23 protein-coding genes are annotated in these 22,767 nt (G+C 66.2%); 8 read left to right on the forward strand and 15 right to left on the reverse strand.

The window, feature by feature from the left end:
- Window positions 1–261: 261 nt before the first annotated feature.
- Complete coding sequence (locus ABFT43_RS04140; protein WP_347959096.1) at window positions 262–1,680, forward strand: alpha/beta hydrolase; 1,419 nt, start codon at window positions 262–264, stop codon at window positions 1,678–1,680.
- A 114-nt stretch (window positions 1,681–1,794) separates the two neighbouring features.
- On the opposite strand, the gene ABFT43_RS04145 is transcribed toward ABFT43_RS04140, so the two are convergent.
- From ABFT43_RS04145 to ABFT43_RS04180, 8 genes are all read right to left on the reverse strand, one after another.
- Complete coding sequence (locus ABFT43_RS04145) at window positions 1,795–1,980, reverse strand: hypothetical protein (protein ID WP_347959097.1); 186 nt, start codon at window positions 1,978–1,980, stop codon at window positions 1,795–1,797.
- 627 nt (window positions 1,981–2,607) lie between these two features.
- The gene (locus ABFT43_RS04150) at window positions 2,608–3,516 is read right to left on the reverse strand and encodes a hypothetical protein (protein WP_347959098.1); all 909 of its coding nucleotides are present in this window, start codon (window positions 3,514–3,516) and stop codon (window positions 2,608–2,610) included.
- Window positions 3,513–5,933, reverse strand: a complete 2,421-nt coding sequence (locus tag ABFT43_RS04155; RefSeq protein ID WP_347959099.1) for a TPR repeat region-containing protein — start codon at window positions 5,931–5,933, stop codon at window positions 3,513–3,515. Before ABFT43_RS04155 ends, ABFT43_RS04150 begins: the two co-directional genes overlap by 4 nt.
- Window positions 5,930–6,250 carry an invasin gene (locus tag ABFT43_RS04160; RefSeq protein ID WP_347959100.1) on the reverse strand — a complete coding sequence of 107 codons (321 nt, stop codon included), beginning with the start codon at window positions 6,248–6,250 and terminating at the stop codon, window positions 5,930–5,932. The genes ABFT43_RS04155 and ABFT43_RS04160 overlap by 4 nt, the downstream gene beginning before the upstream one ends.
- Before the next feature lie 102 nt (window positions 6,251–6,352).
- Complete coding sequence (locus ABFT43_RS04165; protein WP_347959101.1) at window positions 6,353–6,709, reverse strand: DUF6054 family protein; 357 nt, start codon at window positions 6,707–6,709, stop codon at window positions 6,353–6,355.
- 172 nt (window positions 6,710–6,881) lie between these two features.
- A complete protein-coding gene (locus ABFT43_RS04170) occupies window positions 6,882–7,778 on the reverse strand; it encodes a hypothetical protein (RefSeq protein WP_347959102.1) in 897 nt (298 codons plus the stop codon).
- Between the two features lie 563 nt (window positions 7,779–8,341).
- Window positions 8,342–8,686 (reverse strand): DUF6054 family protein, encoded by a 345-nt coding sequence (locus tag ABFT43_RS04175; RefSeq protein ID WP_347959103.1) that lies wholly within the window; start codon window positions 8,684–8,686, stop codon window positions 8,342–8,344.
- A gap of 993 nt (window positions 8,687–9,679) precedes the next feature.
- Window positions 9,680–10,807, reverse strand: a complete 1,128-nt coding sequence (locus ABFT43_RS04180) for a citrate synthase 2 (protein ID WP_347959104.1) — start codon at window positions 10,805–10,807, stop codon at window positions 9,680–9,682.
- Between the two features lie 125 nt (window positions 10,808–10,932).
- Between ABFT43_RS04180 and pdxH the strand changes: the two genes are divergently transcribed.
- Window positions 10,933–11,667: a pyridoxamine 5'-phosphate oxidase gene (pdxH, locus tag ABFT43_RS04185; protein ID WP_347959105.1), complete on the forward strand. Its 735-nt coding sequence runs from the start codon at window positions 10,933–10,935 to the stop codon at window positions 11,665–11,667.
- A gap of 57 nt (window positions 11,668–11,724) precedes the next feature.
- Here pdxH and ABFT43_RS04190 read toward each other — a convergent pair whose 3' ends face one another.
- Window positions 11,725–12,186 carry a hypothetical protein gene (locus tag ABFT43_RS04190; protein WP_347959106.1) on the reverse strand — a complete coding sequence of 154 codons (462 nt, stop codon included), beginning with the start codon at window positions 12,184–12,186 and terminating at the stop codon, window positions 11,725–11,727.
- 133 nt (window positions 12,187–12,319) lie between these two features.
- On the opposite strand from ABFT43_RS04190, the gene ABFT43_RS04195 reads away from it, so the two are divergent.
- Together ABFT43_RS04195 and ABFT43_RS04200 are read left to right on the forward strand one after the other, a co-directional pair.
- On the forward strand, window positions 12,320–13,588 hold the full coding sequence (locus ABFT43_RS04195; RefSeq protein ID WP_347959107.1) for an MFS transporter: 1,269 nt from the start codon (window positions 12,320–12,322) through the stop codon (window positions 13,586–13,588).
- Between the two features lie 45 nt (window positions 13,589–13,633).
- Window positions 13,634–14,722: an isopenicillin N synthase family dioxygenase gene (locus tag ABFT43_RS04200; protein WP_347959108.1), complete on the forward strand. Its 1,089-nt coding sequence runs from the start codon at window positions 13,634–13,636 to the stop codon at window positions 14,720–14,722.
- Between the two features lie 28 nt (window positions 14,723–14,750).
- Here the strand turns inward: ABFT43_RS04200 and ABFT43_RS04205 are convergent, their stop codons facing one another.
- From ABFT43_RS04205 to ABFT43_RS04230, 6 genes are read right to left on the reverse strand one after another with little or no spacing between them, the layout of a single operon-like run.
- Window positions 14,751–15,875 (reverse strand): oxygenase MpaB family protein, encoded by a 1,125-nt coding sequence (locus tag ABFT43_RS04205; protein ID WP_347959109.1) that lies wholly within the window; start codon window positions 15,873–15,875, stop codon window positions 14,751–14,753.
- A gap of 48 nt (window positions 15,876–15,923) precedes the next feature.
- Window positions 15,924–16,193 carry a DUF4235 domain-containing protein gene (locus ABFT43_RS04210; RefSeq protein ID WP_347959110.1) on the reverse strand — a complete coding sequence of 90 codons (270 nt, stop codon included), beginning with the start codon at window positions 16,191–16,193 and terminating at the stop codon, window positions 15,924–15,926.
- Between the two features lie 28 nt (window positions 16,194–16,221).
- Window positions 16,222–16,479 (reverse strand): DUF3618 domain-containing protein, encoded by a 258-nt coding sequence (locus tag ABFT43_RS04215; protein ID WP_347959111.1) that lies wholly within the window; start codon window positions 16,477–16,479, stop codon window positions 16,222–16,224.
- Complete coding sequence (locus ABFT43_RS04220; protein ID WP_347959112.1) at window positions 16,480–16,875, reverse strand: phage holin family protein; 396 nt, start codon at window positions 16,873–16,875, stop codon at window positions 16,480–16,482.
- A gap of 60 nt (window positions 16,876–16,935) precedes the next feature.
- Window positions 16,936–17,808 carry a 5-oxoprolinase subunit C family protein gene (locus ABFT43_RS04225; RefSeq protein ID WP_347959113.1) on the reverse strand — a complete coding sequence of 291 codons (873 nt, stop codon included), beginning with the start codon at window positions 17,806–17,808 and terminating at the stop codon, window positions 16,936–16,938.
- Window positions 17,805–18,575: a 5-oxoprolinase subunit B family protein gene (locus tag ABFT43_RS04230; protein WP_347959114.1), complete on the reverse strand. Its 771-nt coding sequence runs from the start codon at window positions 18,573–18,575 to the stop codon at window positions 17,805–17,807. Before ABFT43_RS04230 ends, ABFT43_RS04225 begins: the two co-directional genes overlap by 4 nt.
- A gap of 76 nt (window positions 18,576–18,651) precedes the next feature.
- On the opposite strand from ABFT43_RS04230, the gene ABFT43_RS04235 reads away from it, so the two are divergent.
- The 4 genes from ABFT43_RS04235 to ABFT43_RS04250 all read left to right on the forward strand — a co-directional run bounded on the left by ABFT43_RS04235 (window position 18,652) and on the right by ABFT43_RS04250 (window position 22,736).
- Window positions 18,652–19,602 carry a carbohydrate kinase family protein gene (locus ABFT43_RS04235; RefSeq protein ID WP_347959115.1) on the forward strand — a complete coding sequence of 317 codons (951 nt, stop codon included), beginning with the start codon at window positions 18,652–18,654 and terminating at the stop codon, window positions 19,600–19,602.
- Window positions 19,603–19,661: 59 nt separating this feature from the next.
- Window positions 19,662–20,987 carry a citrate synthase gene (locus tag ABFT43_RS04240; RefSeq protein WP_347959116.1) on the forward strand — a complete coding sequence of 442 codons (1,326 nt, stop codon included), beginning with the start codon at window positions 19,662–19,664 and terminating at the stop codon, window positions 20,985–20,987.
- A 70-nt stretch (window positions 20,988–21,057) separates the two neighbouring features.
- Window positions 21,058–21,426, forward strand: a complete 369-nt coding sequence (locus tag ABFT43_RS04245; RefSeq protein WP_347959117.1) for an FKBP-type peptidyl-prolyl cis-trans isomerase — start codon at window positions 21,058–21,060, stop codon at window positions 21,424–21,426.
- A 14-nt stretch (window positions 21,427–21,440) separates the two neighbouring features.
- On the forward strand, window positions 21,441–22,736 hold the full coding sequence (locus ABFT43_RS04250) for a cryptochrome/photolyase family protein (protein ID WP_347959118.1): 1,296 nt from the start codon (window positions 21,441–21,443) through the stop codon (window positions 22,734–22,736).
- Window positions 22,737–22,767 lie beyond the last annotated feature (31 nt).

Below are 22,767 nucleotides of genomic sequence, written 5' to 3' on the forward strand. Positions count from 1 at the left end.
GATTCTAGGGATGTGGCGGACGCCACCCTGGGGCGACCTCGCGTTTCCGGCTCTGCCGAGCCGCGCGCGGCACACGTTCGGACGAAAATCGGGACCGATGTGATCGGAAATTTCGGTTCCGCCCGAATGATCGCGAATCGACAGGCATGCTCAGCACGATTCCGACAATGCGCTTTGGGTCTCGATTCTGTAAGGTTTGCGAATCATTGGGCAGCCCTGCGTGGGATCTCTGCTTTCTCCCCTCCCCCGGAAGGTTCGTTGATGGGTCTGGTTCTCGACCGGAGGGCGCCTGGGCGCCACTTGGCCGCGATCTCTGCATCGGTTGTCTGTGCCGCAACGGCGGGTCTGCTCGGCACCGCGCCCGCGCATGCCGTCGATCCCGATCGGCTGCGCGACGACGCAGGCTGCGTCTGGCGCAACGACGAGGAGCGCGCACGCAACATCCAGACGTGCACCTTCGAGTCGGACTCGCTCGGCCGCGAGGTGACTGTTCAGGTGCGTCCGTCGGACAACAAGCCGGGCGAGGCGGAGCAGGGCGTCTACTTCCTCGACGGCCTGGGCTCGAATCCGGAATACAGCACCTGGACCAATCCCGACGCCGGCCTCGACAAGTACGGGCCCGACGTCAATCTGGTGCTGCCCACCGGCGGCGCCGGGGAGTGGTCGACCAACTGGCAGAAGCCGCCGACCGGTCAGAAGGCCGCGCCGCAGTGGAAGACCTTCATCGGTGAGGAACTGCCGGACTACATCAGGGCCAACTTCGACGTCGAGTCGTCGAACAACGCGATCGTCGGCGTCTCGATGTCGGCGGGACCGGCGATGATCATCGCGCTGGACAACCCGGACGTCTACAGCGTCGTGCGTGCGTACTCGGGCTATTTCCCCACCGACAACCCGCTGGGTTGGATGGCGATCCCGTCGATCCAGAAGATGCGCGCCGACATCGAGAACGGCGAGACGGCGATGTGGGGCAAGCCGCAGAGCCCGGGCAACCAGTGGCGCGACAACGACGTGACCAAGCGTCTCGGCGAGTTCGGCGACTCCGGGCAGGTCGTCATCGTGTCGTCGGGTACCGGCATCCCCACGCCGCTCGAACTGCGCCGGGCCGGCGAGGTGTTCCAGGAGGAGCTGGAGGCGAATCCGAACAAGGCGCCGAAGCTGGTGCAGGATGCCGCCACGGCGCTCACCCTCGGTATCGCCCTCGAGGCCGGAGCCTTCGCGTCGACGGTTGCATTGCAGGCTGCCGCAACGAGTCTCGGTGTCCCGATCACCTTCGAGTACCGCAACGGCGGCCATAACTGGTATGCGTGGGGCGCCGACGCGCCGCAGGACGCCGGGGAGGTCGAGCGCGCACTGAAGAAGACCGGTCGGCACGCGAAGCCCGAGTCCGGGGATACCCCGGTGCGGGCCGGTCGGCACGCGAAGGCGGGCCGGCATGCGAAGATCGAGTCCGGCGCCGCGGGGCCGGCACCGGCGGGCGGAGTCGTCGCCGGTCGGCATGCGAAGGCGGAGGTGCCCGCGCCGCCGACCGCAGGCGAGAACGCGCCGGTGAGGGTGGACGGTGGCGCGACCCCGGCGCAGCAGTCGGTGCAGATCGAGGCGCCCGGCATGAAGGCCGACGCGCCGGCCCCGAATCTGCTCGACCCGTCGACCTGGCGCCTGCCGACCCTCCCGCACTGAGCGGACGCTCGCTGCGCCCGCGCGACCCGAGCATCCGCAGAATCGCGGGTCCGCCGACGGAATCGCGAGTTCTGACTCGCGATTCCGTGGGTGAGCCCGCGATCTGGTTGGCGCTCAGAAGTATTCGGCCTCGCGCAAGGTGTCGACGATCAGCCTGCGGAACCTGAACGGCTCGTTCAGGCCGTCCCAGGTCCACCGCACGACGATGCGCCTGGTGCGTCGGATCGCGTCCTCGCGTCGCTTCTCGGCGAAGACCGTCTCCGACGCAGACGATCCGAACTGCCCGGAATACTCGACCACCCCTCGAACTTGCCGACGAACCGGTCGTCCCAGCAGAAATCGCAGCGCGCGATGAAGCGGCCCGCGGCGTCGAGTACGGTGACCTGAAGGTCGGGAGCAGGTAGTCCGAGAGTGATCATCCTTGCACGACTGAGGGATTCGCCGACACTTTCCGTCCGGCCGTTGGCGATGGCGAGGGTGTGGCGCCGTCGTGCAACGCCCTTCATGCGGGTCGCCGACCTGGTGATTCTGGGGAGATCGGAAGCGTCGACCCCGAGTCGTAGTCCGCTGTCGAGAACGGCCACGGCCTGCTCGAACGTGCTGAGTCGAGCGATGTCGGGCGACCGTGCGGGCGGGTGTCGTGACGCGGACACCATCGATCACGGTGACGTGCTGGTCACCGTGCCGTCTGCCTGACGTCGCGCCAGGTGGTCGGCCCCGAGAGCGGCAGTGAGTTCGGAGCATCGCAAGACCGGGTTGTCGAAGGCCATGGCCCGATGGTGCCCGGATTCGGGGTCCGTTGGGCCGCAGAGGGTGTGGTTGTGGACGGCTCACTCCCCATCCACAGCGCCCGACCGGCCTCCGAACTCGCGGTTCGGCGGAAAATCGCGCGTTGTAGCTCGCGCTTCTCAGGTCGACGATGCGACTTCAGGGGATGGGTTCGGGCCAGAGTGGGTACTGGGGGAGTGTTGGGAATCCTTCGGGGCCGAGGGCTTTCGGTGTGAGTTCTCTGAGGGTGTCGTCGGGATTGTACGGGGTTTGCCCGGCGAAGGCCGGGATACGGGTGAGTGCCTCGGCGGCCCACCTGTTGCAGGTCGGGTCACTGATCATCGGTGTGGCCGGTGGTTTCGTGGTGGGCAGTTGAAATGGGGGGAACACCCAGGGGTAGAACACGTTGTATCGGGGTTCGCGGGTGCCCGTACCGGGTTGGGCGACGCGTGCGGCGTCGGCGCGTGGGTCGGCGACGTCGGCGGGTTTCTGTGCGACGATCTGTTTTCCTCTGGTCCCGTTGAGGACGTCGAACTCGGGGGTGCCGTCCAGGTGTGGGTGATCCGGATCGAGTCGCGCCCTGCCACTGCGGGTCTCGCACACGTGTGCAGAGATCGAGGTTTCTGTCGCCTCGATCGAGGCTATGTGCGCGTGGATGGTTCCCTGAAACGCATTGCCGCTTGGTAGTGGCCTGGGGTATGGGCGAACGCAATTGGCGGATGAGGTGATATCTGCATCGAGTGCGGCTTTTTCGGCACCGGGGTACACGGCGTTGGCGCCATATGGTGAGAGTGCACACGACTCGACCTGGGCGCGGATGATCTCTGCCGCACGAGAATGTAGATCGATACCGTCCTCGGCGGACCACACGAACGTGAAGGTGCCGGCTTCGGCGGGGATTCGGTAGTCGGACTGAACCAATACTGATTGGCTAGAACTGGCGGGGTGGTTCGACGCACGTGAGCTTTCCTGGTCAGCCTGGTCGGTGAGGCCGGTGCTACATGCGGGGATCGCGGCGAAGGTAACAAGCCCAGCAAGGACTGCTGCTCTGCCTTGCAGGATTGTCATTCGGTCTCCTGCAAGATTTTGTCTTGGTAGTCGTCCTTGTCTGTTGGGTTGAAGTGAAGGATTCCTTGCCCAATTCCCGCGGTAGTCCCGCTGTTGGTGTCGGCAACGAGTTGGTCATGCCGATGGAACCTCAGGTGCCTCGTGATATCGCTATAGATCTGTCCGGTATTGCCGTTATGTTCTGCCAGGATGGTTGGTAGCGGTTTCAGCTCTCCGTCCTCTCCATACCAGTTTTCGCGATCTGAAATCGGAGGCAGCTCGGAGCCTGCGAGTACACCATAGTAGAAGTGGAGTTTGTGCTCAGTAGAGCTTTCGACGGGGTAATTCAGGTTCACTGGAAGTTCCCCGGTGGGTTCAGGTGGCAGGAGCCATGGCGTGAGAGCGGTTCCGGCAGCGCCAGCGGCGACCCAGTAAGGGTTCGGAATAGCTGTTGCTGCGGCAGACGCCGACGAAACGATGTTTCGTATCCTGGTGTCGGCAGCATTGCGGTCCTGAGCGGCCTGGCTATGGTCGCCTTGAAGGTCGAATTCAGCCCCATGAAGCCCCGCTCTTCCGAGGGCTTGCAGATTTTCACTCAGTTCCGCTAGCGCGTGCGTGTCATTGAATTCTATTTTCATGCTTCCCGCCCCAGCGCGTGCGCCATTGGCGATCGATTGTTCGAGAATGTCTCGGTACAGCCTCGCGCCGGCTCCAACTTCGCCGTTGGGATCGGCTTCTGAGGGCTCGACGAAGGTGTTGTCGCTCGCGATCAGGGTGAACAGTCGTGCCGCCCGAGCCTGCTTCTCATCGTCGTGGTAGTCGAACGAGAGCCCTGGGTGTCCGTGCTCTGACGGGATACCGCCGGCGAGGATGTTGAGGTAGGGCTTGGCAGCCCTTCTCAGCGCATCAGCCAACTCTGGATTGATCTTTCCTATGGCGTCGTCGTTTCGGTTGGCGTCCATCAATGCTGCGAAGTTGTTGTCGCCGTCGGACGACTCGGTGGTTGTTGTGTAGTCGAAGAGACCTTTGAAGGCCCGGTCGGCCAGCTCTACTTTGGACGGGTCATCGGAACGCCCGTACTCGCCAACCCAATCCATCAACTTGCCTACCGACTCTCCGTCGTCCGTCCATTCGTACGTGAACAGGCGCCGGAGTGTCTCGTCCCGGTCATAGTTCGAGAGAGCGGTCCCGTCGGTGTACTCGCCGGAAAGCACCGCGGCAGAAGACAAGTGATTCCGTGCACCGACGTCGAACAGCTTCTCGATTGTGTTGTGGTAGCGCGCCAAGGAGGCGTCGCGGTTGTTGGGATCCCATTGCTCGGGATTCCTTGGATCGATGAATGCTGCGTCAGGGTACCGTGTGCCGTCGCCGTTTCGTGCGCTGATGGTTGCCGACTTGCGTTGTAGATCGGCGCCGAACCGCTCCCCGGCCGGCATCCCTCCAGTGCCGTCGTTCAATAGGCGTGCCATCCACACCGACGTTGGTGCATCCTTGGCGCTCCCCGAGCTTGGATCCCGGGCCCATTCGCGGAGCCAAGAAGGCAGGTACTCGTATCCGCTGTTGCGCCCGACATTTTCGTTGGAGAGAGTCAGGATTCCGCGCCCGATCGCCGACGACCAGGCATCTCCCTGCGGAGTCCCCATGTCTTTGAACTTGTCGTCGAGGTTGAGGAGCTGGTCGCCTGACAGGTTCTTGAAGAACATGTGAAGATACTCTTGAGCGCCTTGTGGCACATCGGAGAGCTTTTCCCCGTCGAGGAGGCGGCGGATCTGATCCTCTGTCAATCCTGCCGCTCGTAGGTTGTTGCCGACGAATTCGGCTTCCGAGTCGGTCCAACCGTCCTCACCGAGCAGAGCGTCGCGACGACCGTCCTGCGCACTGAGCGTTAGCTTCGCGGGTGCGGCTGTTGCGATCGCGGAGATCGCGACGCTGATTGCCGAAGCATGGTCGGAAACCACGGCGTAGAGTTCGTCGGCTTTCGACTTGACGAAGCCGGCGTTCGAGCGCTCCCTCTCGGCTATCTGTGCCGGTGTCAGGTTCTCGTCCTCTCCTCCTGATCCGGGACGGTACTTCATCGTCCACGCGGGATCATCGTCACTGACCAAGTAGCAGCGCTGAAGACTGGCAGCGAACAACGCGCCAGATACGACCTCTCTGTACGAATAGATCTCTTTGCCTGCCTTTTTCAAGGCTGTTTCCAGATCCTCGATTGCGGCAGAAACCTTCTTAGCCCATTCGTACTGATCGTTGGCACGAGCGTTCGCGGCCGACCGCGAAAGTCCCCGCCATGAGCTCAGCGGCAACCCGTCGACGGTTTGAGCAGCCGCTACCGAGTTGCTCCGAATCGCGTCGACGAGGAGCTTGACTGACACTTGCGTCAGGTCGAGCGGTCGCCAGGAGTCGATGACCCGCTTCGTAAGCGGGCCGGATCCGGTCATCGCGATTCCTCGATGGCTGGTAGCTGAGAGAGGTTGCGGATCTTCGCAGCGCTTTCCTCGTCGGCTTCGACAGCGATGGCACGTGCAGCTCGAATAGCAGACGCCAGTGTCTCCCATTGACCAGACACAGCGGTACGTGCTTGTTTCAGTTTGTCTGTGGCGTCGACGGTCACAACGGTAAGGAGCGAGTTCGGCATCGCGTCGGCGACTTGGGAAGTAATGTCTGAGGCGCCCGTGGACTCGATGAAATGAGACATGCCTTCCAACGCGCCCGCCACGGCGTCCATCGCCCCCGCGTTCACTGCGAAATCAGTCAACTGTTCCCCCGGCGTAGTTCCTTTGCGGTTTACTCCGAGCGCCACTCTACGAGGTCCGTGGTCTCTGGCCGCTTCGGTGTCCCCAGCTCAGGCCGATCGGTTTCACTCCTCAACACCCTGCCCGCCCCGCCACCTTCTCCACCCCTCGACGAAACGGTCCGGGAGCGCTTGCTTGCCGAGCGTGTTGATCTTCCAGAAGATCGCCTGGCTGCCGCCGGAGGTGATCGCGCAGAGGCTCGGGTGGTCACCGCGTCCGACCAGCGTCACGGTGAGGCTCAGCCGGTTGCTCCCGGCCGTGTTGTAGCGCTCGTACACGTGGGTGGCGCATCGGACGTCGCCGGCGTGGAACTCGGTGCCGTCCTCGAAGCTCGCCGATGCGCTGCCGGTGATGATCCCGAAGCGGATCGAGCGCAGCACCTCGTCGAAGTCGCCGGTGAAGGTGCGCTCGTACTCAGCCATCGAATCCCCGAAGGCCGCTTGACGACGTCACGCTATCGCGTCGATGTATATGGCGGGCACGGGCTCCGAGAATCGCGGTTCACCCGCAGAATCGCGATCTCCAGACGCATCCATCCCGTCAGGCTGTTCGTGAGACACCTGCCGGGGTGGGGAGAGGGGACCGCACGGTGTTTCAGTGTCGAGGTGGTTCGGGCCAGAGTGGGTACTGGGGGAGTGTTGGGAATCCTTCGGGGCCGAGGGCTTTCGGTGTGAGTTCTCTGAGGGTGTCGTCGGGATTGTACGGGGTTTGCCCGGCGAAGGCCGGGATACGGGTGAGTGCCTCGGCGGCCCACCTGTTGCAGGTCGGGTCACTGATCATCGGTGTGGCCGGTGGTTTCGTGGTGGGCAGTTGAAATGGGGGGAACACCCAGGGGTAGAACACGTTGTATCGGGGTTCGCGGGTGCCCGTACCGGGTTGGGCGACGCGTGCGGCGTCGGCGCGTGGGTCGGCGACGTCGGCGGGTTTCTGTGCGACGATCTGTTTTCCTCTGGTCCCGTTGAGGACGTCGAACTCGGGGGTGCCGTCCAGGTGTGGGTGATCCGGATCGAGTCGCGCCCTGCCACTGCGGGTCTCGCACACGTGTGCAGAGATCGAGGTTTCTGTCGCCTCGATCGAGGCTATGTGCGCGTGGATGGTTCCCTGAAACGCATTGCCGCTTGGTAGTGGCCTGGGGTATGGGCGAACGCAATTGGCGGATGAGGTGATATCTGCATCGAGTGCGGCTTTTTCGGCACCGGGGTACACGGCGTTGGCGCCATATGGTGAGAGTGCACACGACTCGACCTGGGCGCGGATGATCTCTGCCGCACGAGAATGTAGATCGATACCGTCCTCGGCGGACCACACGAACGTGAAGGTGCCGGCTTCGGCGGGGATTCGGTAGTCGGCAGGTACACGAACGGTTGGGTTTGTGGTGGTATGGGTGGCCGTTCCCAGGTTTGCGTCGCCGGCCGGGGATGGGCCGCATGCGGCGACAAAGGCAGCGACGAGAGCGCCCACTGCGGCTGCACGGATTCGCAGCTCTGTCATTCTGCCTCCTGCACACTCACTCCGGGTTGGCGTTCGCCTCTTCGTCGGGTCACCCGCTCACCGTAGGTCGACGTCGTCTCCCCGAAAAGTCCGGTCGTTGACGACACGCTAGCGCGTCCCGACGATCCGGCCGATTCGGAGTCCACAGGATCGCGGGCCAACCTGACGCGGCAAGACTCGCGAACGAGGAGTTGAGGACACGGAGGCCAGGTGCGGGCCGAAATGGGTACCGCAAGATCGTCCGAAACCTCGCTCGCCGCACGACTTCAACCGGGTACCCGCCCGTCTCGAACGGCGTCTGTCCAGAGAAGGCCGGGACCTGCCCGATCCTGGTCGCTGCCCACATCCTGCAGGCCTCTTGGGAAGGGAAGCTGCGGTGGCTTGGGGTTCGATAAGCCATCGCGACGAACTTCCGCAGAGAGAATGCTCTGGGTCCTCGTCGTGCTCGGAGATGGGGTCACCGGCTCAGTTCGGGTCCGTGTGCCACGCACGACATGACGATGATTCTGACGATGATCGCCATGGATCGCAGCGTCGGACCCTGATGCTGAGGAGAGTTCTTCTCATTTTGGCCGAGCCACCTTCTCCACCACCTCGACGAACCTGTCCAGGAACGCCTGCTCGCCGAGCGTGTTGATCTTCCAGAAGATCGCCTGGCTACCGCCAGAGGTGATCGCGCAGAGGCTCAGGTGGTCACCGCGACCGACCAGCGTCACGGTGAGGGTCAGCCGGTTGCTCCCGACCGTGCTGTAGCGCTCGTACACGTGGGTGGCGCATCGGACGTCGCCGGCGTGGAATTCGGTGCCGTCCTCGAAGCTCGCCGATGCGCTGCCGGTGATGATCCCGAAGTGGATCGCGCGCAGCACCTCGTCGAAATCGCCGGTGAGGGTGCGCTCGTACTTCGCCATGGAGTCTCCGACCTCGGTTGCCGACGTGTCACGGTATCCCGCTGACAATGAGCTGTCGATCGGCCCACCACGGGGGGCGGCTTCCCTAGGATGCGCTACTCGGAACCAGCATCTCTGGGCCGAAGGGCGGCACGAGCGGCTACGGTGCCGGCCAGGGCGGGTTCTGGGGAAGGATCGGGAAGAGCTCGGGCCGAAGTGGGTCGGCGCTCACAGTCAGCGTTTGGTCACTGATCTGCTGCTCCGCGTAAGCCGGGTGACTGCGTGCGATCTCGCGACCCTTGCGAAGGCATACTTGCAGCCGTGGGTCCCTGTGGACACTGCGGTGGATCACGTTCCAAGGCGCGAAAGCGTCGTATCGAGGAGCTCGGTCGACAGCGTTCTCATACCGATCCGTGACTGTGTCCTCTCTCGGATCAGTGCTGGCCGGGCGTCGAGTTGCGTCAACGGAGAAACCGAGGCCTCCCACGTACCCGCCGGCACGCGGGTCGTCGATCGCGCGAAGGAGCCCGAACTCATATTCGCAACCGACGGCATGGATCTCGGTGGCTGAGGATTCCAACGCGACCAGATGGATGTACTTCGTCCCGGTCTTGACCGTGAGATTCGAGATGGCTCCGGAGAACGTATGGGCCCCGGGAACACCTCGAGCGTTCTTTGCTGCCTGTTCGGCCCCGGGATAGTTTCTGGACGGCGGTACGCTGAGAATCGTCCCTGCTTCTGCGGTTGCTCGTACAACCTCGGCCGCTCGCGAAAGCAGATCGATGCCGGGTTCTGCTGACCAGACGACGTTGAAATTGCCGACGAGATCGCTCGGGAAACGGTAATCAGCAGCGGTGTCATGTTGATGGTGGCGCAACAGAATCTGATGGCGGTGCATTGGTATGCGAAGTCGGTTGGTCCTCCAGAGGTGAGCATGCGACACACGCTGTCGCCAGAAACCCGATGACTATTCTGCGAGCCCTGACCAGGCGCGCGCTCCCGCCGTACAAAACCCTAGAGTCCCGGCTTCACCACGTCGCCCCAGCCCTCGACGTCCTCGGGACGGCGCGGGGCCGGGCCGGTGTAGATCGCGGCCGGGCGGACCAGCTTGCCCAGGCGCTTCTGCTCCAGGATGTGCGCGCACCAGCCGGCGGTCCGGCCACATGTGAACATCGCGGGCATCATGTGCGGTGGGACCTCGGCGAAGTCCAGGATCACCGCGGCCCAGAACTCGACATTGGTCTCGATCGCGCGGTCGGGACGACGCTCACGCAACTCGGTCAGCGCGGCCTGCTCGAGCGCGGCGGCCACCTCGTAACGTGGCACACCGAGTTCCTGCGCAGTGCGTCGAAGCACCCGGGCCCGCGGGTCCTCCGCGCGGTACACGCGGTGGCCGAAGCCCATGAGCTTCTCCTTGCGGTCGAGGATGCCCTTCACCAATCCGCGTGCGTCACCAGTCTTTTCGACCTCCTCGATCATCGGTAGCACACGTGCCGGGGCACCGCCGTGCAGCGGTCCCGACATCGCGCCGATCGCACCCGACAGACACGCCGCCACGTCCGCGCCGGTCGATGCGATGACCCGCGCGGTGAACGTCGATGCGTTCATCCCGTGCTCGGCCGCGCTCACCCAGTAGGCGTCGATGGCCGCGACGTGCTTGGGATCGGGATCGCCCTTCCACCGGGTCATGAACCGCTCGGTGACGGTCGAACACTCGTCGATGACGTGCTGCGGCACCGCGGGCTGATGGATTCCGCGCGCCGACTGCGCGACATAGGACAACGCCATCACCGACGCCCGTGCGAGATTCTCCCGGGCGGTGGCGTCGTCGATGTCGAGCAACGGCTCGTAACCCCAGATCGGGGCGAGCATCGCCAGCGCGGCCTGCACGTCGACTCGGACGTCACCGGTGTGGATGGGCAGCGGGAACGGTTCGGCCGGCGGCAGTCCGTTGCCGAAGCGGCCGTCGACGAGCAGCGCCCACACATCGGCGAAGGTCACCTTGTTCTCGACCAGGTCCTCGATGTCGACGCCGCGATACCGCAGGTTGCCGCCGTTCTTGTCGGGCTCGGCGATCTCGGTGGTGAACGCCACCACGCCTTCGAGACCTGGGACGAAATCCTCGGGAACCGCGTTGGCCATGGCAACCACCTCACTGACAACCGTGTCGTGCAATTGTGTGCGTCGATCCAGATCGAACTGTAGATCAGCGCCGCGTTCGGCGTTGTGCCAGGGAGTGACAATGTCACCGGAGTAAATTCACGATCGTGTTGGACAAACCTCGGGACCCGATCGATCTGCCGAACATGCGTGTCGGTTATGGCGGTGGAATCCCACCGAACATCGGCGAGGGAGATCGTGCCGCCGGGGCCGACGGCATCCGGGAGAACCTCGACCCCAGTTGGATGCGCGGAGACCCGCCTTGGCTCGACCTGTTCGAGGTGTGGCTGCGCGAAGCCCTCGAGGCGCGCATCCCAGAACCCAACGCGATGGTGCTCGGCACCGCCGACGCCCGGGGCCGGCCGTCCACCCGGTCGGTTCTCTGCAAGGGGGTCGACGCCGGCGGCGTCGTGTTCTTCACCGGGTACAACTCCGACAAGGGCCGTCACCTCGCGGAGAATCCCTATGCGTCCGTGACGTTCCCGTGGATCGCGCTCGAACGCCAGGTCCACTTCCGCGGCCCGGTCGAACACGTCAGTCGGGAAGAGACCCAGGCGTATTGGGAGCTTCGCCCCCGCGGTTCACAGATCTCGGCAGCGGCATCGGATCAGTCCCGCCCGATCGGCACCCGCCTCGACCTCGAGCGCAGGGCCGCCGACGTCGCCGCCAGGTTCGGCGGGTTCGACGCCGGCGAGGAGATCCCGTGCCCGCCGGACTGGGGCGGCTACCGAATCCTGCCGGAGGAGGTCGAGTTCTGGCAGGGCCGCGCGAACCGGCTGCACAACCGGGTTCGGCTCACCCATGTCGACCACGAATGGCGGATCGAGCGGTTGCAGCCCTAGTTCGGCGATGGGCCGCGGAGGGCGAGACGTCTCGGGGCCGGGTGAGCGCCGGACGCGTCAGATGTGGAAGTCGACGCGCCCGGTGTCGATGGTGTCCATGCCGCACACCGCCTGGGCGAAGATCGGCGCCCGGTACACGTGGTGCCGAACGCGCACTCCGTTGACCCAGATCGAGCAGCCCGCGTAGCCGCCCCACGACGTGATGCCGGCTCCGATCTGCTGGTCCTTGCGCTGCGAGGTGAAGCCGACCGTCCGCGACCACACCCGCGTCCTCCGGTTGTGGTCGTGCAGTTTCATCCCGGGCCTGACCGGGTTGGAGCCGGCGGCCATCCGGTTGTTTCCGTCGACCCAGAAATAGCTGTACGTGTCCTGCTGATCCGAGACGAACTGGATGGTGATCCGGTCACCCGCCGTGGGCTTGCGCGGGCCGGCCTGCGCGCCTCCCACAGCGAGAGAACTCAGTCCCAGGACGACGGCCAGCGCCGTCGCCGCAACCGTCAGCCACCGTCGAACACCCATCACGCAAGTCCCCCTGTCGAGCGCTGTGCCGGGCGGTCGCCACGGCGCAGGTCACCATAGCCGCAGCCGACGACCGCGCACGCGAACCCATCCACGGGCGAGTGACGGCCGTCACGGCCATAACATCGTGGGGATGGCCCGCTTCCTCGCCGACACGACGCCGCTGCGCAACCACTACTTCCGGCGGCTGTGGCTGGCGAACATCATCACCGTCATCGGCGCCCAGCTCACCATCGTGGCGGTGCCCGCGCAGATCTACGAGGTCACCGGCAGCTCCGCATACGTCGGTCTGACAGGCGTTTTCGGGCTGGTGCCGCTCGTCGTGTTCGGACTGTGGGGCGGAGCTCTCGCCGACGTCTTCGACCGTCGGACACTTCTCGTCGTCACCACGGTGGGCCTCATCGTCTGTAGCGCACTGTTCTGGGCACAGGCTGCCGCGGGTGGCGACAACGTGTGGATCATCCTGGTCCTCTTCGCGATTCAGCAGGCGTTCTTCGCGGTGAACCAGCCGACGCGAACCGCGGTGCTGCCGCGCCTGCTCGACGCCAAGGATCTCCCGGCGGCGTTGTCGCTCAACATGACCGTCATGCAGGCCGGAGCCATCGCGGGCCCCCTCGTCGGTGGTGCGCTCATCCCGGTCCTCGGGTACTCGTGGCTCTACTTCGCCGACACGCTCTTCCTGCTCCCGACCCTCATCGCGGTCATCGGGTTGCCGTCGCTGCGCCCCGAGTCCGATGCCGCGCCGAAGGTCGCGGGCCTCCGCTCGGTCATCGAGGGCCTGCGCTACCTGACCGGCCACAAGATTCTCATGGCGTCCTTCCTCGTCGACCTCATCGCCATGATCTTCGGCATGCCGCGCGCCCTGTTCCCGCAGATGGCGCACGAGAACTTCGGCGGCCCGGAGGGCGGCGGTATCGCCTTCGCGTTGCTGTTCACCGCGATCTCGGCCGGCGCGGTGGTCGGCGGCGTATTCTCCGGCTGGGTGTCCCGCGTCGAGCGGCAGGGCCTGGCGGTCGTCGTCTGCATCCTCATCTGGGGCGTCGCGATCACCGGAACCGGTGTCGCCGTTTCGTTCGCCGACGGCACCGCGATGCCGATGCTCGTCGTCGCGGTGGTGCTGCTGATGATCGGCGGCGCCGCCGACATGGCATCGGCGGCCTTCCGCCAGACCATCCTGCTCGCCGCCGCCAACGACGAGGTGCGCGGACGCCTCCAGGGCGTGTTCATCGTGGTCGTCGCTGGTGGCCCGCGCATCGCCGACGTCGCCCACGGCACCGCCGCCGCCTCGATCGGGGTGGCCGCCGCGACCGCGTACGGCGGCGTCGCCGTGGTGATCGCGACGATCGTCGCGGCGCTGGTGATCCCCACCTTCGTGCAGTACCGCGCAGGTCAGCGCACCTAGACACATTCCGCGTGCAGCCAGCGGATTCGACGATTCGGTGTCACCATGGGTGCCATGACCGCCGCCTCAACCGGCTTTCATGTGCCGATCATCGACATCTCGCCGTATGTGCGCAACGGCGATCCGGCCGACAAGGCGGTCGTGGCGGCCCAGGTCGACGACGCCGCGAGCTCGGTCGGGTTCATGCAGATCGTCGGGCACGAGATCCCGTCGGCGGTGATCGAGGAGTTCACCGCGGTGATGGACGAGTTCTTCGCCCTGCCCCTCGAGGTCAAGAAGGCGTACTGCAGGCCCCAGGAGATCAATCGCGGTTACGCGCCCCCGAAGTCGGAGTCGCTGTCCCTCTCGCCGGGAAGCGAGGCCGCCGACCGGTTGAACGATTTCTTCGAGGCGTTCGACGTCGGCGTCGAGGCCGGTGAATACCCCGAACTCGACCTTCCCGAGGAGCACTACGCCCGCAACACCTGGCCGGACATCGAGCACTTCCAGGCCGCGGTGTCGGCCTACTTCACCGAGGCCCGGCGCGTCGCGCACACCCTGACCCGCATCTTCGCCGACGCCCTCGATCTACCCGCCGACTTCTTCGAGGGCTTCACCGACCACTCCCTCGACGTCCTACGGATGAACAACTACGCGCTGCCGCCCGGCGCGGCCGAGCTCGGGGATGGGAACGACGGGGAGCTCACCGGGATGGGGGAGCACACCGACGACGGGATCGTCACCGTCCTGTGGGCCGACCAGGTCAAGGGCCTGCAGGTCCTCGACAAGGAAGGTCGGTGGCACGACGTCACGCCCGCCGACGGCGCGCTGCTGATCAACCTCGGCGACCTGATGGCGCGCTGGACCAACGAACGCTGGATGTCGACACTGCACCGGGTGAAACCGCCGGTCGTCAACGGCACCGTCGAACGTCGACGTTCCGCCGCCTACTTCCACGACGGCAACATCGATGCCCGGATCTCGACCCTGCCGTCGTGTGTCGGTGCGGGAAGCCGGTATTCACCGATCACCGTCGGTGAGCACATCGGCGCCAAGCTCGCCGGCGCACGAGCGGGACGGCCGAATCCGCACGGTCGACGGGAGGCCGATCGGGTCCGTCAGGTGATGCGCCGCGGGGGAATGGGCCAGCAGTGACGACGCCGGGATCGTCCCGGCGTCGTGATCACTTGTCCGAGGTGAGCATGCCCGGATACGTGGCACGACGCGCCGCGGTCACCGGACAGTAGTGCATCGGGTTGTCGCGCTCGCTCTCCGGCGGCAGATTGCGCTTCGGGGTGTGCACGATCGGCGCGTCGATCGGCACCTTCCCGTTCACGCGATCCCACGCATCGCGCGGGCGCGGGTGGCGCAGATAGCGTTTCGGCACCAACTTGTGCATGACGACGTTGATGACCTTGCCCAGCAGGCGGAACCGGCGCTCGTCCTTGTCGGTCCACTTCAGGCCGAGGATCTCGCGGATCGGCTCGTCGTAGAAGCCGGTGGTCAGCCACATGAACAGCTTCTGGTTCTGCGGCACCAGGTATCTGTCCCAGATCTTCTTCGGGATGAAGCGAAGGAACGGGGGCGGCGGCAGCTGGGTGATGTCGAGCACCGTCCGCACCGACACATGGTCGCGAAGGACGTTGCGGCACATGTAATCCCAGTACTCGAGGAAGTCCTCGTAGGTCTCCGGGACGGGCCGCATCGACACGCCGTACTGCGCGTACCAGGCCTTGGACTCCTCGAACAACTGGCGCTTCTGGTCCTCGGTGAGGAAGGGGCCGAAGCGCTCACAGAGGCGGACGTTGCCGTACCAGAACGTGGCGTGCGCCCAATAGAAGACGTCCGGATCCAAGGCGTGATACCGCGACCCGTCCTCCATGACGCCCTTGACGTTCCGGCGATAGTCGCGGACCTCGAGGCCGGTCCGGGCGCCGGGGATCACCGAGTCGAACACGACGCCGCTGATCGGATACAGCGACCGCATCAGTCGTTGCCACCGCTCGCCGAAGAAGTCGGAATGATCCCACACGGCCGCACCGAGCTTGGGGTGCATGTTCTGGATCGAACCCGCCCACAGGCCCTGGAACATGCCGGTCCAGGTGCCCCAGATCTGCCAGGTCAGGGAATCCGGACCGAGTGGTTCGTACTCGTGCGCGGCCTTGACGCCCGTGCCGCCGAGCTCGGACTCGTCCTCGGAGTACTCGGCCGGGGCCGCGCCGACGGGGCAGTCGCCGTGGCCGGCGTGGGCCGGGGTTCCGGCATGTGCGGGACAGGCGCCCTGGGTGTCGTCCAGTAGCTCGGTCATGAGACGAAACTCTAGGTTTCGTCTCATCGGTGTGTCAACCGTCACGCATCAGGACGGGTCCTCGTGGGTGACGGCCTTGAAGCCGCGGGCGCCGGCGCGATCGACGGCCGCTTTCACGAGCCCGAAGATCAATCCCTGCAGGGCGGCCGCGGCGAGCACCTCGACGTTGCTGCGCTGCAGGTCCTTGGGGTCGGGTGCGTCGGGGTCGTCGGAGATCCGCTTCCAGATCTGGCCGAACACGGCGCCGGCGGCGACACCTCCCAGCACGCTCGTGGCGAGGGACAGCGGCTTGTAGACGGTCTTGGACACGGCGCTCATACGGGATCTCCTGTCGAGGGGGTGGGCTTCAGCGGCGTCGCCGTGCGACGACGATCGCGGCGGTGCCGACGACCGCGGCCACCGCGACACCGAACAGCGCGGTGCGGTTCTCGGCGGCCTTCGTCTTCGCCGAGCGCGCGGTCTCCGACGCCGCTGCGTTCACGCGCGCGGGGACGTCGAGCTTCGCGGCCAGCGCGTCGACGGTCTCGGCGAGTTCCTCGCGCTGCTGCTCGATGGGTGGGGGTGTCGCGGCGTCGTCGCGGCCGGGTTGCGTCTCGTCGTTCATCTACAGGTGCTCCTTCACGGTCGCGACGTCGCGCTGGACGCTCTCGACGGTGTGCTCGGGTGCGGGTGGGGCCGCCGATTTCGCGCGTTGCGCGCCGATCGCCGCGGCCGCGCCGCCGATGACGAGCAGGGCCGCGCCGACGATCACCGCCGCGAGCCAGGCCGGAACCGCGTTCGCCAGGCCCAGCACTGCGGCCGCGACCAGCGTGCCGAGCCCGAACAGCACCAGCAGGGTACCTGCGCCGGAGATGCCGGCACCGACTCCGATCCGGGTGCCCTTGTCCTTCATCTCCGCCACCGCGTGCTGGAGTTCGGTCTTCACCAGCGTCGCGGTCTGATGCTGCAGACGTTCGACGAGCTGGACGGTCGACAGGTCGTTCACTGACGGTTCGGTCACGTCTCGTACCTCCACATCGGGGACACGAGCCGCGTTCCCGAGGGGTGAGGGTCCCAAACGTCACCGCTTCCGGAACCGGATCTCCGTTCCCGGAACCAGTTGCGCCGCCAGATCGACCGATCCCGCGGTCAGCACCGCCACCACCGGGTATCCGCCGGTGACCGGGTGGTCGGCGAGGAACAGCACCGGCCTTCCGCTCGGCGGGACCTGTACCGACCCGTGTGCCACGCCCTCCGAGCGCAGCTCGCCCGCGTCGGGTCGATGACTCAGCAGCGGGTGCGACGAACCCACGGGCCGGTCGGTGCGCACGCCGACACGGTTGCTGTCGGCGCCGACGACCCACGTTCCCGCACACAGGTCTTCGGGATTGACGAGGTGATCCACCCGTGGGCCTTCGTGGATCTCCAGTTCGACGACCCGCGGGTGCCGCGTGTTCGGCGGGGCGGACTGGGTGGGCGGCCAATCCGCGCTATCTGTTCCGACCGGCAGGGTGGTGTGCACCGTCAATGGTGCAGGTCCCAGCCCCGACAACGTGTCCGTCGACCGCGACCCCAGCACCGGCGCGACATCGAATCCGCCACGAACGGCCACGTAGTTCCGCAGTCCCCATCGTGGTGGGTCGACCGACAACTCGTCGCCAAAGTGCAGCACGACCGCCGCGTCGAGGCCGACCGGGGCGCCGTTGACGCGCACCACGGCGTCGGCGCCGGTCACCACTGTCAGCAGTTCACCGTCGGCGCGCACCCGCAGCCCACCCAGCGTGGTCTCGATCGTCGCCGCCGATTCGCGGTTCCCCACAAGACGATTCGCCAACCGCAGTGCACCGCGGTCGGCGCCACCCGAACCCGGTACGCCGAGATGCGCATACCCGGGGCGGCCGAGGTCCTGGATCGTCGCGAGCGGACCGGTCGCGAGAACGGTCACCGACGTCATCGGGTCGCCGACCCCGAGTCCGCCGTGTCGGCATCCGCCGACCCCGAGTCCGCCGTGTCGGCATCCGCCGACCCCGAGTCCGCCGTGTCGGCGTCCGTTGACCCGGTACCTGTCGTGCCGGCTTCCACGAAGCGCACCACCCGGCCCGCGGACAGCAGGGCAGGAGGCTGCGCGTCCTCGTTCCACAGCCGAACGTCGGTGCGTCCCAACAGCTGCCAGCCGCCGGGGCTCGCCTTCGGGTAGACGGCGCTGTATCCGGCCGCGATCGCGACCGCGCCGGCCGGGACCCGTGTGCGTGCCTCCGCGCGGCGCCCCACCCGCTCGAACGGATGCGGCGACGCGTCGTCGGCCACCAGATAGCCGAAACCCGGTGCGAAACCCATGAACTGGACCCGCCACCGCGTCCCGCGGTGCAGGTCGATCACCTCCCGTGGTGAGATGCCCAGCGTGGCAGCGACATCGGAGAGGTCCTCGCCGTCGTAGACCACCGGGATCACGATCTCGTCGGCCTCCGCGTCGAACCGTCGCCCGCCGGAGGCCCGGCGCCGCAGCGCCCGCCGTATGCCCAGCTCGTCGACGCCGCACCCCGGTCCGGCCTGCACCAGCAGTGTGTGGGCGCTCGGGACCAGGTCGGTGATGTCGGAGAGTTCGCCGCGGTCGACGGCATCGCGCAGGGCGGCCGTGGCATCGAGGACGGCGGCCGACGGGGACTCGTCGGCCGAGAAGTCGAGCACGACCGCGTCGGGTCCCGCCGGCAACTCGCGCATGAGAAGAATCTACCGCCGTGGGGCCGTGACCCCGGATCGGGACAGGCAGCGCCGGTCGGGTGGCAGACTGATGCCCATGAGAGAGATCGTCGTGTGCGGCGAGGCACTCGTCGACGTCGTGCAACAGAAGCAGACGCCGGAGGCCGTGATCGACGGAACGCTCGCTCCGTTACAGCCGGTACTCGGCGGTGGTCCGTTCAACGTGGCGATCACTTTGGGACGCTTGGGTAGTGCCGTCTCATTGTTGTCCGCGATCTCCACCGACACCTACGGTGACGCGATCATCCGCGCACTGCAGGCCGCGGGCGTCGGCACCGCGCTGCTCCAGCGTCGGTCCGAGCCCACCTCGCTGGCCCTCGCGACCATCGCCGACGACGGGTCGGCACGCTACAGCTTTTATGTGGAGGGAACCGCGGACCGGAACGTCGACGATCCGGGAACGCTCCCGCCGACCGTCCGCGCGGTGACCTTCGGGACCCTCTCGCTCGTGCTCGAACCCGGTGCGAGCGTCTACGAGGACCTGATGAGGCGCTGCCACGACGAGGAGCGCCTCGTCGTGCTGGACCCGAACATCCGCTCGGCCGTGATCGCCGACGCCGACGCCTACCGGGAGCGTTTCCGCAGGTGGATGCCGTTCGTGGATGTACTCAAGCTCTCCGACGAGGACGCCGCCTGGCTGGGTCGAGGGCCCGGTGGCAGCACGGTCGGGGACTGGCTGGCCGACGGGGTCGCCGCGGTGATCACGACCGCCGGTTCGGCCGGGATCACGGTGACCACCGCCGACGAGGAGGTCACGGTACCGGCGCGCGGTGTCGAGGTCGCCGATACGATCGGTGCCGGCGACAGCGTCCTGGGCGGCCTCGTGCACCAGCTCGATCGGCTGGGAGCGCTGTCACCGAGTTCGGTTCGCTCACTGAGGATTAACCAATGGCGTGAGGTTGCCGAATTCGCAGCTCAGGTGGCTGCGATCACGGTCTCGCGCCCCGGTGCCGACCCTCCTTGGGCGGGCGAGCTGAGAAACGACTAGTTTGTACCTGTGTGTCCTACCGGACACTGAAAAAACTCTGATCTGAATAAGGGGTTCGTGTGTCTGCTGAAACAGTCCCAGCCGACCAGGCGTCCGACACGGCCTCAGCGACCTTCACCTACCCCGGTGGAAAGCTGGAGCTCCCGATCCTGAAGGCCACCGAGGGGACAGACTCGGTCGCTCTCGGCAAGTTCCTTGCCGAGACCAACCTCACCACCTTCGACGGTGGGTTCATGAACACCGCGTCGACCAAGTCGGCCATCACCTACATCGATGGTGAGAAGGGCATCCTCCGTTACCGGGGCATCCCCATCGAGCAGCTGGCGGAGAAGTCGACCTTCATCGAGGTGAGCTACCTGCTCATCTACGGTGAGCTCCCGACCCCGGCTCAGCTCGAGGACTTCACCACCAAGATCCAGCGGCACACGCTGCTGCACGAGGATCTCAAGCGCTTCTTCGACGGCTTTCCCCGCAACGCGCACCCGATGCCGGTGCTGTCGAGCGCGGTCAACGCCCTGTCGGCCTACTACCAGGACTCGCTCGATCCCAAGGACGACGAGCAGGTCGAGCTGTCGACCATCCGCCTGCTGGCGAAGCTGCCGACCATCGCCGCCTACGCCTACAAGAAGTCGGCCGGCCAGCCGTTCCTGTACCCGGACAACTCGCTGAGCCTGGTCGAGAACTTCCTGCGCATGACCTTCGGCTTCCCGGCCGAGCCCTACGAGGTCAACCCGGACGTCGCCAAGGCCCTCGACATGCTGTTCATCCTGCATGCCGATCACGAGCAGAACTGCTCGACCTCGACCGTCCGCCTGGTCGGCTCGTCGCAGGCGAACCTGTTCACCTCGATCTCGGGCGGCATCAACGCCTTGTGGGGCCCGCTGCACGGCGGCGCCAACCAGGCGGTTCTCGAGATGCTCGACGCCATCAAGGCCGACGGCGGCGACACCAAGAAGTTCATGGAGCGCGTCAAGAACAAGGAAGACGGCGTCAAGCTCATGGGCTTCGGCCACCGCGTCTACAAGAACTACGATCCGCGCGCCGCGATCGTGAAGAAGACCGCGGACCAGGTCCTCGAGACCCTCGGTGTCCAGGACGACCTGCTCGACATCGCCAAGGGCCTCGAAGAGGTCGCCCTCAACGACGACTACTTCATCGAGCGCAAGCTGTACCCGAACGTGGACTTCTACACCGGTGTCATCTACCGTGCGATGGGCTTCCCGACGCGCATGTTCACCGTGCTGTTCGCGTTGGGCCGCCTTCCGGGCTGGATCGCGCACTGGCGTGAGATGCACGAGGACCCGACCACCAAGATCGGCCGTCCGCGTCAGCTCTACACCGGTTACACCGAGCGCGACTACGTGCCGATGAGCGAGCGAGCCTGACCGTTCGCCTGTGTTCTCGGCTCGACCCGCCCGGAACATCGACTGACCGCCGACTCAAAGGAGAGTCTTAGTGACCAGCACTGAAAAGCCAGAGGTCGAGTTCCAGGCGGGTCCGCCGCCTACCGAGCTGACCGTCACCGACCTGGTCGTGGGTGAGGGTGCCGAAGCCGTGCGCGGCGGCATCGTCGACGTCCATTACGTGGGTGTCGACTACGAGACCGGCGAGGAGTTCGACTCGTCGTGGGATCGCGGCCAGTCGGCCAACTTCCCGCTGGACCGGCTCATCCCGGGCTGGCAGGAGGGCATCCCTGGCATGAAGGTCGGCGGCCGCCGTCAGCTCACGGTCCCGCCGGAGCTGGCCTACGGCCCCGCAGGCGCCGGCCATCGCCTCTCGGGACGGACCCTCGTGTTCGTGATCGACCTGCTCGGAGTGGGCTGACGGCCACCTGCCTGGTGTGGCTCAGGCGCGACCTGCGCCTGAGCGACCTACCGGCGCTGCAAGCGGCCAGAGGGACCGACGATTCGTCGGTCCTTCTCTGCTTTGTGGTGGACCCGCGCCTGGAGCGGTCGGCCGGGGAGCGGCGGCTGGCGTTCCTGTTCGAGTCGCTGGCCGAGGTCGAGCAGAAGCTCGACGGTCGGCTGCTCGTCGTGCGGGGCCGCCCCGAGGAGGAGGTGCCGCGGCTGGCGCGGATCGTCGACGCCGAGGCCGTGCACATCTCGGAGGACTTCACCCCGTTCGGCCGACGCCGCGACGAGGCGGTCGCCGACGCGCTGGGCGACATCCCACTGGTGGCGACCGGATCGCCTTATCTGGTGTCGCCCGGCCGCGTCACCAAGGACAACGGCGAACCGTACAAGGTGTTCACGCCGTACCACCGCCGCTGGCGCGACCACGGCTGGCGCAGACCCGCCGATTCCACGCTCTCGGAATCGGCGGTCGTCGATCCGTCCGACCTGGGGAGAACGGGCCGCATCAGGGTTCCGAAGGCGCCGGTCGGGTTGTCGTTCCCCGCGGGGGAGGACGCCGCGCTCGCACGGTGGGCGGAGTTCGTCGACAACGGTCTCGCCGATTACGACGAGACGCGCAACGATCCCGCCGCCGACGCGACCAGCCGGATGTCGGCGTACCTGAAGTACGGCAACATCCACCCCCGCACGCTCGCCGCGGATCTCGGCAGGGGCAGGGGAGCTCAGGCGTACCTGCGTGAACTCGCCTTCCGCGACTTCTATGCGGATGTCCTCTACCACTGGCCGCACAGCTTGTGGCACAACTGGAATCGGCAGTTCGACGACATCGAACTCGACACCGACGACGCGGCGCGCACACGCTTCGAGGCATGGAAGGCCGGCCGGACCGGTTTCCCGCTGGTGGACGCCGGGATGCGGCAACTCGACGAAACCGGCTGGATGCACAACCGGGTGCGGATGGTCACCGCGTCGTTCCTGGTGAAGGACCTGCACCTGCCGTGGTGGTGGGGTGCGGAGTACTTCCTGGAGCAACTCGTCGACGGTGACATGGCCTCGAACAATCACGGCTGGCAGTGGGCCGCGGGCACGGGAACCGATGCGGCGCCGTACTTCCGGGTGTTCAATCCGGAGGCGCAGGCCGAGAAGTTCGACCCGAAGGGTGAATACGTCCGCCGCTGGGTCGGCGATGTCGAGGCCGACGACTACCCGGCCCCGATCGTCGACCACAAGGCCGAGCGAGAAGAGGCGTTGCGGAGATTCGGTCAGATCCGCGATTCGTAGAGGAAGCGCGCGCCATGCGCCCACCTCCTCT

It is taken from the genome of Gordonia aurantiaca (assembly GCF_039939235.1).
Lineage (GTDB): Bacteria > Actinomycetota > Actinomycetes > Mycobacteriales > Mycobacteriaceae > Gordonia.